We start from the raw sequence: 15,050 nt of genomic DNA on the forward strand, positions 1-15,050 counted from the left end.
TAACTGGTTAATAATATATTGCCTGCTCAATGCGATTAATAGTTAAAGGAATAACGTATATTTGACATTATTTGTCAAGTAGAATATTTCAAATACACAAAATGGATTATAAAAAAACAGTTGGAGAAATATTACGTGCTAAACGAGAGGAGAAAGGGCTTCTCTTAAGGCAAGTTGCTGCTTTGCTCGAAATGGATACAGCAATTCTGAGTAAAATTGAAAGAGGGCAAAGAAATATCAATAAGGAACAGGTTTTTAAACTCGCAGATATTTTGGGCATAGAACGAGAAGAATTACTTATTCAATACCTCAGTGAGAAAATTGCAATTGAGCTAAAAGACGAATCGTTGGCGGATAAAACTCTTAGAGTTGCCGAAAAGAAGATAAAGTATATGTCACAAACTAAATAATAAACCTCGAAATATTTCAAAAATTGAACAGGATTGAATACATCAACAAGATCACTACTTGTGCAGCGAGATTTGTCCACGAAGTGGAAGGGTTTAATGCAATAGGAAATTATCATATTAATATCCATGCAGAGAATTTTTTGGTACCGTTATTAAATGAGGTTTTCGGGTTGGAACTTGAAAATCTTAATTCTACAAAAAAGAAAAATTTTCCAGCAATTGATCTGGCCGACTTTAAGAATAGGGTGGCTTTTCAAATTACGTCAACATCTTCTCTTGATAAAATTAGGACTACGCTCGAAACATTCTCAAAGTATGACCTACAAAATGAGTTTGATGTACTCTACTTATATATTCTCACAGAAAAGAAGCCGCAATACAATGATGCAAAACTGAAAGATGTAATACCCGATAGTTTTGGGTTTGAGTCAAGTGACCATATTATAGACAAGGACGTTATTCTTCAGAAAATAAATGCTATAAGCTCAACGCCCAAAATTCAAGCGATTTCTAAATTATACGAGCATGAGTTTTCGGATATACAGATTGAACAGCGCCAGCTTAAGTTCGAAAATGGATACTTGAATAACGAGCCAGAAGATATTTCGCCTAACATGGTTAAAATATCATTTCCGAAGGTTTTGTATAAGGCAGAATTGTTTATTAATGAAGAAGCTATCCTCGAAAATCTAAACGATTATTTGGAGAGTATTGGAAAAAGGAAAGTGAAAAAGTTGAAGCCAAACACACTGGTCAAAAAGGCTTTAAAACAAAATAAAGTATATTTTGAAGACTGGATTTTACATGAAAAGTGTATTTATACTTTTCGGGATTTATCTAAAAACAACGAACCATTGAGAAAAATTATAGATGCTGGCACAATAACTACTTTGGATTGTAAAGACTTCTACGAACAAGATGAAGCGAGTAACAAAGTATTCAAAAACCTTTTAAGAAAATCTCTGATCCAACTTTGCTATTATAAAGGAATAGAATTCTTCCCGCCAAGAGGAATTTTCAGATTTGCCAATTCAAGACCTCCTAAAGCAAAGCAAATTAGATGGAAGGGTAAAAAAGAGTCTACCAAGACAGTAATATTCGAAATGACAAATAAGAAGGAGGGGCACATAATCTGTTATAGACACTTAGCATTCAAAGCATCTTTTTTAAATTTTGAAATAGATTGGTATTTGGTCATAAATCCAACATGGAGCTTTACAAATCCGGGTGGATATAGGGAAAGTCGATTTGAATCAGCATATATGGCAGGAATAAAACGACTTGAGAATAACAATTCTGTTTACAATTACTTTAGATTCTTTGCGTACTACTTATCTTATACGGACCTGTTTGTTACTGAATATCCATACCTGCAGACCTCGAAAAATGAGCCATTAAGTTTATCTCCCAGCCTAGATGAACAAAAATGGATACCCGTTAAAATCGTTGAAGAAACATCTGAGTTTACTCCAACGGAAATAAGCCTTGATAACGAATTAACCAACTCAATTTTTTCTGATCAATGAAATTAAGATATATAGAAGAACCATCATTACAATTTGGCTTAGGACATCAGATTTGTCCTAAAAGTGGCATTTACAATTTTAATCCATTTGATATTGATCAAGTTAGACCTGAAAAAATCACCATTGGAGTAGTTGGAAAATCTGACAGTGTTGATGCAGTTTTAGAATGGATAGAATCATGCAAAACCCATATTGATGGAAAACAAAGTAAAACCCCACATCCCAACCTTTTTCTAAATTTTTGCGGTTTCAATAAAAGTATAGGCTTTAAGTGCGAGATCAATTATGATGATACATACCTAAGAAAGTTAAATAACTCTGATTTAGAGAAAATCGTCAAGAAAAGCAACTCCCTGGAAACGATAATTGCAGAAATTACAGAACTCTATTTAGCTGAAATCAAATTCTTATCTAAAAACAAAAAACCAGATGTAATTCTTTGCGCTTTGCCTGAAAATTTAATGAAACATATTACCGAAGCTAAGGCAAAAGCTTCTGGTGAAGATGAAGAAGAAACTGAAGTTCATGAACGTGATTTTGATGAAGATGAGGTTTCTTCAAAAGAACAGAATTTCAGGAGAAATCTTAAAGCAAAGGCAATGCAATATAATGTGCCTATCCAAATCATTAGGGATAGAGTTGCAAAACCAACCAAAGAGATGCAAGATCCTGCAACGGTTGCTTGGAATTTTTTTACAGCATTATACTATAAAGCTTCAGGAACGCCTTGGGCATTGATCAGAAAAGACACTGCTGAAACTACTTGTTATGCCGGTATAAGCTTCTTTAAAAGTAGAGATAGAAGCTCAACACAAACAAGTATTGCCCAAATATTTAATGAGTTAGGGAAAGGTGTCATTTTAAGAGGTGAGGAAATTACTTTGAAAAAAAACGATAGAACACCACATCTAAGTGAAGAACAAGCATTCAATCTTCTAAAGCAGTCCCTAACTGAATATTATGAAGCCGTAAAAATTTTTCCGAAAAGACTAGTAATCCATAAGACCTCTAACTTCAGTGAAGATGAAGTTTACGGGTTTACCCAAGCAGCTCGTGATTTGCATATAAATCAAGTTGACTTAGTTTCTATACAAACATCTGATTTAAGATTATACAGGAATGGCAATTATCCGCCGATGAGGGGAACACATTTCGCTATGAGTTATAAACACCACTTGCTATATACAAGAGGATCTGTGCCGTACTACGAAACGTATCCAGGTAGATATATCCCTCGAGCCATTGAAATAAAATTAGCACAACATGATGAATCTCCAAACATCATTTGCGATGAAATCCTTGCATTAACCAAAATGAATTGGAATAATACACAATTTGATAGGCAGATGCCTATTACAATTGAATGTGCGAGAAATGTTGGAGAAATATTAAAATATTTGAACCAAGAAGATAGTATGCAGCTTAAATACAGCTTTTATATGTAGAGACTATGGAGAAAGCCGAAAAAATAAAACAATTACTATCCAACCAATTTGAGTTGGATTTATTTGAAGCTTCAATTGCTAGCTTAAATGATCGAACAAACAAACTTCGCTTTAATAATTTTGCATGCTCTATAAGGGAGTTGTCACGACATTTTTTATATAACCTTGCTCCGGAAGAACGTGTGAAAAATTGTGTTTGGTTTAGCCCCGAAACTGCAGACGGAAAACCTACAAGAAACCAAAGAATTAAATACGCAGTCCAAGGTGGAATAGACGACACTTTTTTAGATCGTTGGGGATTTGAGGTTGACGAACTCAAAGACATGATAAAGGATGTAAAAGAAACAATCAATACTTTAAGCAAGTATACCCATATTAATCCTGAGGTGTTTAATATTAGCGATTCTGAAATTGAGCGTATGAGCCAAGATGTACTTAACTCTTTTATTAGTTTGGTAGAAACAATTGAGAACTATCGTGAAGATCTTAAACAATTCCTTGATGGACATATCGAAGAGCATATGGTATCATCCGTTGTAACTAATTTTTTTGAGAATGTTGATCGACTTGCACCTCACCATTCACTGGAATATAGTGAAGTGTCAGAATATCATATTTCAGAAATTAATGAATATGAAATTGTAGTGGACGTCTTTGGAGATTTACATGTGATTCTTGAATATGGGTCTAATAAAGAAAGACGTGAAGGTGATGGATTAGACTTGCCAGAAACATTCCCTTTTGAAACGAAGATACGCTATCAAATTGAAGAGGATTTTCCGTCCTCTAAGTTTGAGGTCGATGACTACGATGTGGATACTTCAAGTTGGTATGGAGACGATGATGATGAAATATAGTCTTAAGCACTGAAGATAGCTTTCTTAAAATCATCAACATCGCTTCCAAGTAGTAGATAACTTGAAAACCCAATCTCTAAAAGAGATTTCCCAACTTTCTCATCATCAATATCGCTATGGGCAACCAGTTTGATTGCAGGGTACTCTTTCCTTAATTCTTGAAGCTGTTTAAGCACATTTTGGTCGTAAAAATCCAAGTCAATAATACAGACTTTGGGGAGTTCATTCAATGAAGACAACTGTGTTAGCCCATTTTCAATGCTTTCTGACCGAGATAGTATTTCCATTCCAGATGCAGCGAGATCTTTGCAGATGTTATCGGTTACAGGGCTTTTGTCATTGATAAAAGACAGGGAGATTGTTTCTTGTACAGTACCAGTTTTCATACGTTACCTTTTTTTGAGTTAGATGAAGTTCCTGCACAAAAAGAAAGCGCAGGCAACTACACTTACCGCACATTGAGGTACTGGTATACCCGACAACGAATAAGCGAGCGCCCACGCCTATGGCATGAGCGTTCTTCCTTATCGTCCCGTTGTCTAAAAATTACCAGTTTTCAATGTGGGACTTAAAGCAAAAACACTTTAAGTATTTCTATATTTTACATAGCAAAGATACTAAACTCGTTTCGATATAGAAATATGATTGCTTGAAATCCGTTACTTGTTCTTTTGTCCATTGCAGACATAGTTTTGTTCAAGTATCCGTAAAAGGTCGGTTTGCTTAAAAATGATTTTGCCGCCTATCTGGATGTATGGGAGTATTTGGTCATCACGATATTGCTGTAAAGTCCGTCTGCTGATATGTAACAGCTTGCACACATCTTCGCCCGAAAGATATATTTCACCGTTCATTACAGGACGGTAGTTTTTTAATATCTGTTCAATACGATTTCGTAGCTGTGTAATCATTTCCCTGTGGGCGATGATATCGTCACTATCATTCGTGAATAAATCCATTTTCAGTAGTATTGTCCAGCTGTCCGGCTTCGAGCAAAGCCTGTACATCTGAGCGTTTATAATAATTTTTACGGTTCAGTTTTGAATACGGTAATAGTCCTTTGCTTTTGTGGGTCTGTAAAGTCCGCTTGGTAATGTTCATCATCAGACATACTTCCTGGTTATCGAGCCATTGTTCCGCTTTAAAAATGGGCGTATATTTCTGTGTGGCATTTTCGGTCAATTCCAAAAGTGCTTTTAGCTCATTTTTCATTCCGTCTAGTGCCGACTTTTGTATTGCAATTACTTCCATTGTTTGCTCAATTTTACTATGGAAGTCGAATTTATAAATGCTTATGATAGCGTTAGAAAATGTTGCAGGCTTTGGCTCTGAAAGGTAGTGTTTGGCTCCGCGATAAATTTCAGCATAGTTTATTTTGTAAATTTGAAAATTATAGGTTAATAACAAATTCAATAAGAATTTTTAAATGGCATTATTACAAAAAGGCAAATCAAACTATCCGTTTTGGGGAGCATCAATAAATTTAATTACAGGACTTGACCCATTAGGGCTTCAGACAACTTCAGAGGCAACTTATGCAACGATGTTGCCCGGAATTTCTAACTTGACTAATCGACTGCGGTACTATGGCTTTTATTGCTGGTTATTAGATTTTTACTTTAAAACAGAGAAAAAGGGAAATTCAAAAGAGCAATACCGCTTTATTCGCAGGGCTGAGTTAATGATTGCTATCATAATGCAAAGTCAGCGGAAAGCAGTTCAGCAAATTACAGGAAGTAATTTCGCATCAAACCTACTCAACACGATTGAAAATGATTATTTTGATTTAGCTGAGGGGGCTGATAAAGACGGTACAGACAAAAATGTGTATTGGAAATATCCGTCCGGTGCTTTTGGGCAATATTATTATGGGGCGATGCAAGCTCTTTCATTAATTATTACTGCGGTAAATGATTTTGGAGACGTTGTTTACAATATAAGCCAACCACATCCCAGACAAAAAGTTTCAGGAAAACAATTAGCTAATGCTTTTGAGATATCATTATCCCCCCAAATAAAAGAGTTATTTTACAGCAACATAAAAAAAGGAAAGCTTTACCAATCGGATATACCAGAACTAATCAAATATTTTGCGATTGAGACTATAGAAACTGAAAGCAGTGAATGGCAATTGTATATGGAAATGCTCCTTGACAAAGATGAGCCAAGCCAAGAAGTTGAAGAATTGGTGACTTTTCATAGAAGAGAAACCATTTTATCGCTAATAAAAACAGCGGTTCAAAACGATAATGACTATAATTGGTATAAATTTTTGCTCGAAAGCTATCATAAAAAATTAGGTTCAAGCACTCAACCCGAAACAGAAACAAACATCGGTTGGTATTGCTATCAACTAAATGAATATTGGCAATACAGTTGCGGAACAATATTTTGGGCATTGCTGCAACATCTTTACGATTTTCAACAAGACCAATATTTGCCGTCTTTTGTTGAGAAGTTTTCGGATAGCATCTCAAAAGAAATTTGCAAAGATTTTAACCAATCAATACAGCCCACATCTTTAGTTTCAGAAATTTTATCACTCATTCCAGATACGAACGACGAAGAGGAAACGAAAAGAGCAATCAACCAAACCAACGACCCAATTCTTGCTGGTAAATACGGTTTCATGCTTTTACTTCAGCTGTTCAAAAATAATAGAGAACAATTGCATCCTTTGAAAGAATTTATGAGTAGAAAGAGAACAGAAAGAGATGGAAATATGGTTGATGGCATCCTTACAGTTCATAAAGCAGAGAAAGAAATTCTTAAAGATTTTGTTGAACAATTTATTTTACGCAAAATAATTTACAGACACACAATGGTTGCCCTTAGAAAAATGGGTAATGGCTCACAATCCACGCATAAATTTTTTATAGAAGAACAATACATCCGTTTCATCGACATATTTCCACCAAGAAATACATCGCCGAGAATGAATGCTTTGCAAAACATAATGTTTGATTTGCAGGTAATCGACGAGGAAAAGGTTTTGTCTCCGCTTCACACAAAACTTTTGGTTGACTAATGGCATTAGAAAGAGAAAACATTTTGACTTTAATTGGAAGCAGAAGATACCATTCTTGTATTCTTACCACTTTCAGCTTTGACTTTTACTTTTTTGAAATGAAAGCAATGAAATGGTTGCGTTCGTGTGGTGTGAGAAACATTAATGTTTTTATTGACGGCTACTATTATTCAGAGTTGATGCGACAAGCCACTGGCGAAGAAATGCAACTTACTGCCGGTTATTCACTTTATCCTGTTTTTCAAAATTCAGTATTTCATCCAAAAATCTGGATGCTATTTGGCGATAAGGAGGGTTTATTAATTGTTGGTTCAGGAAATCTTACCAATTCGGGAAATGGAAACAACGATGAAATTTGGGGAGCATATCATTTTGATATTCGTTCGACCGAGAACGCCCCAATATTTTCATCTGCTTGGAATTATTTATCGATGCTTTCATCAACAGTTAAAGGTCAGATGAATGAAAAGACCACAAGGTGGATAATTGAACATTCAAAATGGCTTAATGAATTACCAGCAGTAAAACCGTTTGAATTTTTAAATACTTCACAAAAAGAGAAAGTTGCTTTTTTATTCAATTCCGAAACCTCTTCGATTTGGAATGAGCTATTAAAACATATTAGCAACGAAAAAATTGTTGAAATTACTACCATTTCTCCATTTTATGATAGCAAAGGAAAGGTACTGCAAGAGCTTAAAAATCTTTTCCCAAAAGCAGATATTAATGTGGTTTTAGAAGAAAGTGGTTTTATTCCATCGGCAATGGATTTAAGTAAAACATTTTCATTTTACGACTGGTGCAATGCTGGTATCAGTAGAGTTCAATATTCGAAATCTGATAATTCAAACTCTAAACTTCACGGAAAGATTATCCATATTAAAACAAAAGATGGTAAAGAATTTTGCCTTTTCGGAAGTGCCAATATAACACCGGAGGGCTTGGCATTAGCAGGAAAAAATGCAAATGCAGAAGTTTCACTTCTTATACGATCTGAAAAAGGTGGCTTGCTTAATAAATTAGGCATAAAATTGAAAGTTGGCAACAAAAAACAACTTTCAGATTTTACTTCTACAGCTCATAAATCCATTTATGAAACGATAATCAAGAATAATAAATTTCAGGTTCAACTTCTTAGCGCAGAATTGATTTATGATGAGCTTACAATTCACTTAAATGGCAATTTCTCAGAACCGTTTAAATTTATGCTTTTTGATAAAGAGAACCGATATTTTCATTCCCAAACATTCTCGAAGTTTGAGCAAGAACTAAAAGTAAAACTCAATGCAGAATTAGGTAGTTTTCAGTACGTTCAATTGGCTAATATGGAGGATGAATTTGTATCAAACAAACTTTTGGTGTCTGATTATTTTCATCTTGCCAAAACCCATCCAAATCCTAAAACTGAAGACATAGAAAGGATTTACAGCGAAATCCAAAATGGAGAACTAAGCAAAGTTCTCGACTTGTTGCATTATGCGATAATTGATGAAACGGAAAACGAAGAAAGTGCAAGTATTCTGAATAGCCGTAAAACTACAGATGCAAAAAGAGACGGAAACAACGAGCCCGAAAAGCTGTATGACCTTTCTTCTTACAAACCAATTGAGCATTCTGCGTATGAGAAAAGTCTTTTGCTTTCTTCTCTTTCGCTTCGGGTTTTAGATGTTTTAAAATTCATTCACTCAAAATCTCTGTCCATAAACAGACAGATTGATATTAGCATTGATGAACAGGAAGAAAATTTAGGTAACATTGATGGCAATGAGAAAAACGAAGTAAAAATAGTTCGTAATCTTTCTTTTGCGTTGCTAAAGTCTGAAAAAAGAAAATTGACAAGCTATTTTGATAATCTGTATTATAATCAGCAAGAACTTCTTTATGGTAACAATAGACCCCAAAACTATAAACCCACATTAACAGACTTAACCAAATATTTGATAACGCTTGAGCTGATACTTGAATATGGAGGCAAAACAGAAAAATACGACGAGCAAGAAAAGCAACATTTCTTTAGCTATCTTCCGTTTAGCAACAATTATGACAACAATAATGTGAAAGGTTGTTGTTTAAACTTAATAGGCGACTTTTTAATGTTGGCAAGAACAGGCTTTAAAGAATACGAATTTGATTATACAAAAAAGAAAGTTGAGGAATTAAAAGCCGATGCACTTGTAAACACGATTGTTTGCCTGATAAACAATTATTGGAAAGATGGCGAGATGCATTACTTTTTTTCAATGCTTCTAAACACGCTTCATTATTTAGGGTGGAAAAATATTGATGATTTTGAAAATAATTTTGATGATTTGCAAATTAAAATCAATCTTAGAATTTCTGACCTAAAACAGCGAACCAAAGGACTTGAACAGAATCTGATGGTGTTTTATTACAAAGTTTGTCCAGCATTTAAAAAAGTTATGAAGCAACTTGCAGAAAAAAACTTCGATACACTGGCAGTTCAAGGTCAAATTATTTACAAATCTCCGTGGGGTTACAGCTATGTTCAATCAGTAAATAAAATAAATGACTTTACGCTAGTTAGACCAGGCTTTATGTGGGATGATGTTAAAGAAGATTATATAAAACATAGCCCAGATGAAATATATTTGCCGTTAAGGCTCTCTTCTTTTATTTGTACGGATTTGTAGTCATAAAAAATCGGATAACCTTTTGGGCTATCCGATTTGCTTTTAAAATTCTGTAATAATTATCTGCGTTGGGCAGGTTGTTCGGTTGTTACGTCAGGCTGCTGTTTTTCCTTTTTTTCAAGGGAATAAACCCATAACGACAACAGCCCAAATATAATCAACGCATAAGCTATCCATTTGCCAACCTTTTCAATCAATTTAATGAAAATCGAACTTTCATAAGATGAGAACCCCTCAGTTCCCATAGAGCTGCGCCTGTAAAACTTTCTACGGTTAATCCAGTAACGAAGTACCAAGCCTGCAACCAAAAATATGATACCTATAACGAGTGATGCAACCATAGTTTATTTCCACTATTTGAATTTACAAAAAAATATTTGTTTAGCCCCTGAACGATGCGTATTCAATACAAAAACGGCTTACCAATCCAATAAGCCGTTTTTTATGAATTGACATGCTGTATTAATCACTACTGTTAAACTGAAAAGTTATCTGCTTTTCGTTCCCGAAGTTATCCGAAATCCAAACCTCAAAGGATTGAGATACTGCAGATGCCGAAGTATAGTACAAACGGAACTGCTCGGTTGGTAACTCATACAGATCATTAGGTAGGTACGGCGGCTCATCGTAATACCTAAGTGTGCCCTTTCCGTCAAACTGGAAGTAGCGAAGGAAATATTGCGTGCTGCTATAATTTCCAGTTCGCTGTATTGTAATGCGGATCTCTACCGTCTGGCCGTTGGCAACATATTTAGGCACTGGCATCACTTTGACCTCAAAAGGAAAGTCCTTTTGTATTTCGAGTTCATCATCTTTGCTACAAGATACCAACGTAACCGAAGCTGTGAGGATTGCCAGGAATACATATATCGGCAGTAATCCTATTCTGAAATTATTGAATATTGCTATCATTGTTTTCTGTTTTAAAAGTTAAACCTTAATCCCATACCTACGGACGGTCGGAACTGTTCTAAGTCTTTACCCCAAAGGACTTTTGTACGCCCTTGCAGGACTAATACAAATCGGTCGGACAGGTACGTTTCAAATGTGAGCCGTCCACCAGCTCCGTAGATAAAATTGTCCTCGCTCAGTATCTTCGATCCGTCATACAACATAGCTTCGCCCCGGTTAATGCTTTCATAACCGACTACGCCTGTTATTCCTAAATTCAGCGTGATGTTTTTTCGGGCATCGCCCAACAAGTAGAAACTGTAACCGCCTTCGGCACTATAACTTTCCTGCGGTATGCGCAGGTCTTTATAGTCGTGGTATTGGTGTGTATATTCCAATGCCCAAAGCTGGTAATTGCCGTTTTTACCATTTACAGTCATCGCTACACTGATGTAATAATCATTGCCAATCTTATCATTGGATAATACGCCTGTGCTTATTTCCAAGCCTTTCTGTTTAGGCAGCATTCGTTGTGCCTGTGCCATTGTGATGCCCATTAAAACAAGCATCACGGTATAGATATACTTTTTCATTTTATTGCTATCTTATTTAAAGGGTTATTAAAATTTCAGGTGCATATCGTTAATCAAACGAGCCTTGATTAAATCAGAGTTTTCTATCGGAAGTGTTTGATGCCTGCCACCGTTTTTCTCGAAAATCTCAATCAGTAATACCTTGTCATCAGCAATGGTAAATTGGTCTAACATGAACACGTTTTGCTCGATGGTTTTTCCACCGATCTCGTCCAATGGTTTGTAAGTGCGTAGCGGTATCATCGGACGTTCCTGTACTACGGTACGTTTGGCTACCTTTTTATCCACTACCTTGAAATTCACAAAATCAATCTGAAATGGCACATTGGTACGGTTTCTCAATTCCGTATGCAAATAGTATTTGCCGTTGTGGATGTAAATGCCTTTGAGCATAAACTGAATGCCGAAGCTCTTAGCTCCAATATGCTTTACAATGCGTTTGTCTTTCTTGTAAATGGTTTCCAGTAGCAAGCCTGCCAGCGAGGGCGAATTGTTGCCCAATTCTTCAAAAAGCACATCGTTACCATTGGCTTTATCTACCGCTTTCTGCATCGTGAGCAGGTCATAGCTCATTGCCGCCGGGTAGGAACTGTAATACACGTTGAAGTTGTAAAAACGACCGTCATTCGTGATAACGGAAAAATTGGTTTCAGGCTCAAAGTCCCTTACAGATGCTTTCACACGCAACACGTTTTCTGCATCTTCGGCTTTTCCTGCTATCAGGTATTCGCTGCCCAAGTCCACATAACGAATGGCGGTCGGGAAAATCAAGTGCGAAGTTTTATCGTAAGTTACTTCCATACGGTACGGTTCTATCTTGCCCAGGGCAAGCGGCGTTCTGATGGTGTCCTGTGCGTAAGAGTTTACGGCAAAGCCGAGTATCAGGGCAAAAGCCCAAAAGGTTTTTAAATGATTTTTCATTGTTTTATTTATTTGAGTTCAACATTATTTTTTAGATACAAGAAAGACCTGATAGCCCGCTTTCAGTGTAACCTTTGGCGTTCTTACTTTCTTGGCGAAATAGCCTGAGATACCCTGTACCACGCCACGGCTTAAATCAGCCGCTACCTGCTGTCCGGCATTCTGCGTGAGCATTACGCTTGTTCCCCCTGTCTGGCTCATATTGGCCGCCATTTCGGTAAGTGCATTCATTTCCGGCGAATACGGAACGTACAAGCCTTGCTGCCCGTCCAAATCGTAAATGATTATATCTACCGGAATGATGTTGCCCTCCAGTTCTACGGAGGTAACTTTTAATTGTAGCCTGCCATTCTGAAATTTTGCATTAGCCGTTACAATTGTTCCTTTGGGAATGGTACGTTGCGGGGTTTTAGCAGGCTCTAATAGTCGTAAGCGCACACCCGTTTCGCCAACTACTGTCTGGGCTTCGTTTACACAGGCTTTGATGCTGTTTTTAGGCTGTACTACCTCTTCAGTAGAACCTGCGGTATAGAACCCGCGGCTTTTTGTTTGGCTCCAATCGGCTGCAAAGGCACTGTCCGACGGTTCACGGTACAAGGCTGATACAATGTTCTTTCTTGTTGGTGTGAACGATACAAATTGCTCTTTTTGGTTAGCACCCGCAGCCCCAGTAGTTGCACCGTTGGCAGGAGCAGCATTTCCGGTGTTAGCATTTTGCGGAAGATACTTTGCAGCCATTTCATAGGATTTCTCCATTAATTTGAGTTGGTCGTCAACGGTGGCCACAGGTGGCACATCTTTCTCGGCCAGCTTTTCTTTCATTTCGTCCAGTTGCCTGCGGAGTTCCATTGTTTCAGAATTATTATCCTGATAGAATGAACCCAATGTGCTTTGCATATTTCTGTAGCTGTTCAATCCATGATTACCGTTTCTTCCCGAATTTCTGCCGCCACCGCCAAAGCCGTTGCTTTCTTCATCTTGTTCAGGTAAACCTTCTTCATTGTCAGCAGATGCACTGTCTTCAGTATTCCAATAATCAGAAAGCGTGGTCAGTGCATTGCGCTTTTCCTGCTCTTTGCGTTCGAGCATTTCCTGTTCATACGCCTTGCCTTTATCGGCAGGCATTCCTGCCCCGGTAGCCTGTGGTACGGCATCGTTTAATCCGATGTTCTCCACCGCCTTTTTGTCTTTCGACGGTTTAAATATCAGGTACATACAGCCGAGAAATACCACTCCCATTAAAAGGAATATAAGTGGCTTTTTGAGTTTGTCGGCTTTGTTCTGTGCGCCGTCTTGCAACACATCAGCAGTTTCATTCGGGTTCCCCTCCGTTACCCGAACAACCGATTTTTTGTTCTCATTTTCTTTCATAAATCTGATTTTTTAAAATTGTTGATACACTATCCGGCAACCTTGCAGGATTTCCATTTTTAAGGACAGGGTTCTCAATATGTTTAATGACCATATTGTTACCTGACTTTGAGGTGTCGTACATCACTTTGCCAATGACCACTACGGTGAGCAGTAGGTAAACCACAAAGAAGTACAGCGTATATTGGCGCTGTTTGCGCAAAGGCAACGCCCGCCAACGTTCATCGAGCCGGTCAAAGTACCTGTCCATATTTGCTCTTAATTTTTTCATAGCCTTACTATTTGTTGTTACAGCTTGAAACGCTTAGGACTTTTACCCGCCTGTTGCTTTGGCTCATCGTTGACCAGTGCGACCGCTTCCGTTAATTTGGGTGCAGATATGACGGACAGGTTTGCCAGTTCTGATTTTTTAAGCAACTGCCCGAAGCCGTCTTTCTTGGATATTTCCATACGGCTAAGCGAAAATTTGCCATTCAGGTATTTTACCCACATACTGCATTCTACACGGGGCTTGTCATCACCCGACCATTGTAGGTAGCCTGTCAGAAATAAATCCTGTTTAGGTAAATTGTCTGCACCTTTTTGGCAGCTTTTGAGGAATTCGCTGATACTGTCTTTCAGCTTTCTGGCATACGCACCCTGCGTATGGAAATAGCCGTTATATCCTTTGTCTGTAAGGATTTTTGCGAACGTTTTTAAATCTGATAATGCTTCCATAAGATTGTTTTTAGCGTTCGATGACTTCGATATCCCTGTTTTCCACGACTGCAAATTTTTCAATATTGAAACCTTGCGGGTTGTTGTCAGAGCGAACGGAGTTAACGAGATAGCAGGAAGTAATCAGGTTACGTCTGGTTACATTGCTTGACCGGATGATGAACTGTTTGGCATAGGTGCGCACTGCATACGGGTAGTTGTCGAAGTTGCACACGACACTATCTAACTCTATGCGTTGTTGCACGTTCCCCGAAATAATCCTGCTGTAATAGCCCTTTTCCGATAAGTCTTTGTAGTAATCAAAAGCACTTTTATCGGCAAGGTTGAATGCCCTGCTCATATTGCTTTCAATAGCATTCTTGTCGGGGGCAAGCGTAAAGAACAGTTCGTGGAAACGTCTGACGTGTTCCCTTGCTTCAACCGGGCGGTTGATGCTTGCATCCTGCGACAAGGCAAGCATCAGGGATTTACCATTATCCAGTACATAGATTTTTTGGCGTTGTTCTTCTGCAAAGCGGTAGGAACGCCATACGGCGTATCCTACCACACTGGTGCAGAGAACCGCAAACACAATGGCATATAACCTTATCTGCCTAAAGCTGTTTTCGATATTTCTTAGCGTTTTAAATTCCATTTTTTA

The 15,050-nt window shown here is 37.5% G+C and carries 17 protein-coding genes; 6 read left to right on the forward strand and 11 right to left on the reverse strand.

Going from position 1 to position 15,050, the window contains the following annotated elements; all coding sequences use genetic code 11:
- Positions 1-101: 101 nt before the first annotated feature.
- From ACP6L2_RS10670 to ACP6L2_RS10685, 4 genes are read left to right on the forward strand one after another with little or no spacing between them, the layout of a single operon-like run.
- Positions 102-410 (forward strand): helix-turn-helix domain-containing protein, encoded by a 309-nt coding sequence (locus ACP6L2_RS10670; protein WP_002993154.1) that lies wholly within the window; start codon positions 102-104, stop codon positions 408-410.
- A 23-nt stretch (positions 411-433) separates the two neighbouring features.
- Positions 434-1,936, forward strand: a complete 1,503-nt coding sequence (locus tag ACP6L2_RS10675; RefSeq protein ID WP_002993155.1) for an SMEK domain-containing protein — start codon at positions 434-436, stop codon at positions 1,934-1,936.
- A complete protein-coding gene (locus ACP6L2_RS10680) occupies positions 1,933-3,381 on the forward strand; it encodes an argonaute/piwi family protein (RefSeq protein WP_002993156.1) in 1,449 nt (482 codons plus the stop codon). The genes ACP6L2_RS10675 and ACP6L2_RS10680 overlap by 4 nt, the downstream gene beginning before the upstream one ends.
- 5 nt (positions 3,382-3,386) lie before the next feature.
- A complete protein-coding gene (locus tag ACP6L2_RS10685) occupies positions 3,387-4,238 on the forward strand; it encodes a hypothetical protein (protein WP_002993157.1) in 852 nt (283 codons plus the stop codon).
- Positions 4,239-4,240: 2 nt separating this feature from the next.
- Here the strand turns inward: ACP6L2_RS10685 and ACP6L2_RS10690 are convergent, their stop codons facing one another.
- The 3 genes from ACP6L2_RS10690 to ACP6L2_RS10700 form a co-directional block, all read right to left on the reverse strand.
- Positions 4,241-4,624, reverse strand: a complete 384-nt coding sequence (locus tag ACP6L2_RS10690) for a response regulator transcription factor (RefSeq protein ID WP_002993158.1) — start codon at positions 4,622-4,624, stop codon at positions 4,241-4,243.
- A 273-nt stretch (positions 4,625-4,897) separates the two neighbouring features.
- Positions 4,898-5,149: a helix-turn-helix domain-containing protein gene (locus tag ACP6L2_RS10695; RefSeq protein WP_425565270.1), complete on the reverse strand. Its 252-nt coding sequence runs from the start codon at positions 5,147-5,149 to the stop codon at positions 4,898-4,900.
- A gap of 28 nt (positions 5,150-5,177) precedes the next feature.
- Positions 5,178-5,651, reverse strand: a complete 474-nt coding sequence (locus tag ACP6L2_RS10700; RefSeq protein ID WP_232046357.1) for a helix-turn-helix domain-containing protein — start codon at positions 5,649-5,651, stop codon at positions 5,178-5,180.
- 13 nt (positions 5,652-5,664) lie between these two features.
- Between ACP6L2_RS10700 and ACP6L2_RS10705 the strand changes: the two genes are divergently transcribed.
- Both ACP6L2_RS10705 and ACP6L2_RS10710 read left to right on the forward strand, forming a co-directional pair.
- Complete coding sequence (locus ACP6L2_RS10705; RefSeq protein WP_002993163.1) at positions 5,665-7,266, forward strand: hypothetical protein; 1,602 nt, start codon at positions 5,665-5,667, stop codon at positions 7,264-7,266.
- A complete protein-coding gene (locus tag ACP6L2_RS10710; protein ID WP_002993164.1) occupies positions 7,266-9,917 on the forward strand; it encodes a hypothetical protein in 2,652 nt (883 codons plus the stop codon). The genes ACP6L2_RS10705 and ACP6L2_RS10710 overlap by 1 nt, the downstream gene beginning before the upstream one ends.
- A gap of 59 nt (positions 9,918-9,976) precedes the next feature.
- Here the strand turns inward: ACP6L2_RS10710 and ACP6L2_RS10715 are convergent, their stop codons facing one another.
- From ACP6L2_RS10715 to traK, 8 genes are all read right to left on the reverse strand, one after another.
- On the reverse strand, positions 9,977-10,258 hold the full coding sequence (locus ACP6L2_RS10715; protein WP_099372366.1) for a molybdenum ABC transporter permease: 282 nt from the start codon (positions 10,256-10,258) through the stop codon (positions 9,977-9,979).
- A gap of 121 nt (positions 10,259-10,379) precedes the next feature.
- The gene (locus ACP6L2_RS10720) at positions 10,380-10,829 is read right to left on the reverse strand and encodes a DUF3872 domain-containing protein (RefSeq protein ID WP_002993167.1); all 450 of its coding nucleotides are present in this window, start codon (positions 10,827-10,829) and stop codon (positions 10,380-10,382) included.
- Between the two features lie 11 nt (positions 10,830-10,840).
- The gene (locus tag ACP6L2_RS10725) at positions 10,841-11,401 is read right to left on the reverse strand and encodes a conjugal transfer protein TraO (protein WP_002993168.1); all 561 of its coding nucleotides are present in this window, start codon (positions 11,399-11,401) and stop codon (positions 10,841-10,843) included.
- 27 nt (positions 11,402-11,428) lie between these two features.
- Positions 11,429-12,322, reverse strand: a complete 894-nt coding sequence (gene traN, locus ACP6L2_RS10730) for a conjugative transposon protein TraN (protein ID WP_440509192.1) — start codon at positions 12,320-12,322, stop codon at positions 11,429-11,431.
- A 24-nt stretch (positions 12,323-12,346) separates the two neighbouring features.
- Complete coding sequence (traM, locus tag ACP6L2_RS10735; protein ID WP_002993170.1) at positions 12,347-13,693, reverse strand: conjugative transposon protein TraM; 1,347 nt, start codon at positions 13,691-13,693, stop codon at positions 12,347-12,349.
- The gene (locus ACP6L2_RS10740; RefSeq protein ID WP_002993171.1) at positions 13,680-13,964 is read right to left on the reverse strand and encodes a hypothetical protein; all 285 of its coding nucleotides are present in this window, start codon (positions 13,962-13,964) and stop codon (positions 13,680-13,682) included. Before ACP6L2_RS10740 ends, traM begins: the two co-directional genes overlap by 14 nt.
- A 17-nt stretch (positions 13,965-13,981) precedes the next feature.
- Positions 13,982-14,410, reverse strand: a complete 429-nt coding sequence (locus ACP6L2_RS10745) for a hypothetical protein (protein ID WP_440509194.1) — start codon at positions 14,408-14,410, stop codon at positions 13,982-13,984.
- A gap of 10 nt (positions 14,411-14,420) precedes the next feature.
- Positions 14,421-15,044 carry a conjugative transposon protein TraK gene (gene traK, locus ACP6L2_RS10750; RefSeq protein ID WP_440509196.1) on the reverse strand — a complete coding sequence of 208 codons (624 nt, stop codon included), beginning with the start codon at positions 15,042-15,044 and terminating at the stop codon, positions 14,421-14,423.
- Positions 15,045-15,050: the final 6 nt, after the last annotated feature.

Origin of the sequence: Sphingobacterium lactis (assembly GCF_051951495.1) — a bacterium.
Taxonomy (GTDB): domain Bacteria; phylum Bacteroidota; class Bacteroidia; order Sphingobacteriales; family Sphingobacteriaceae; genus Sphingobacterium; species Sphingobacterium lactis_A.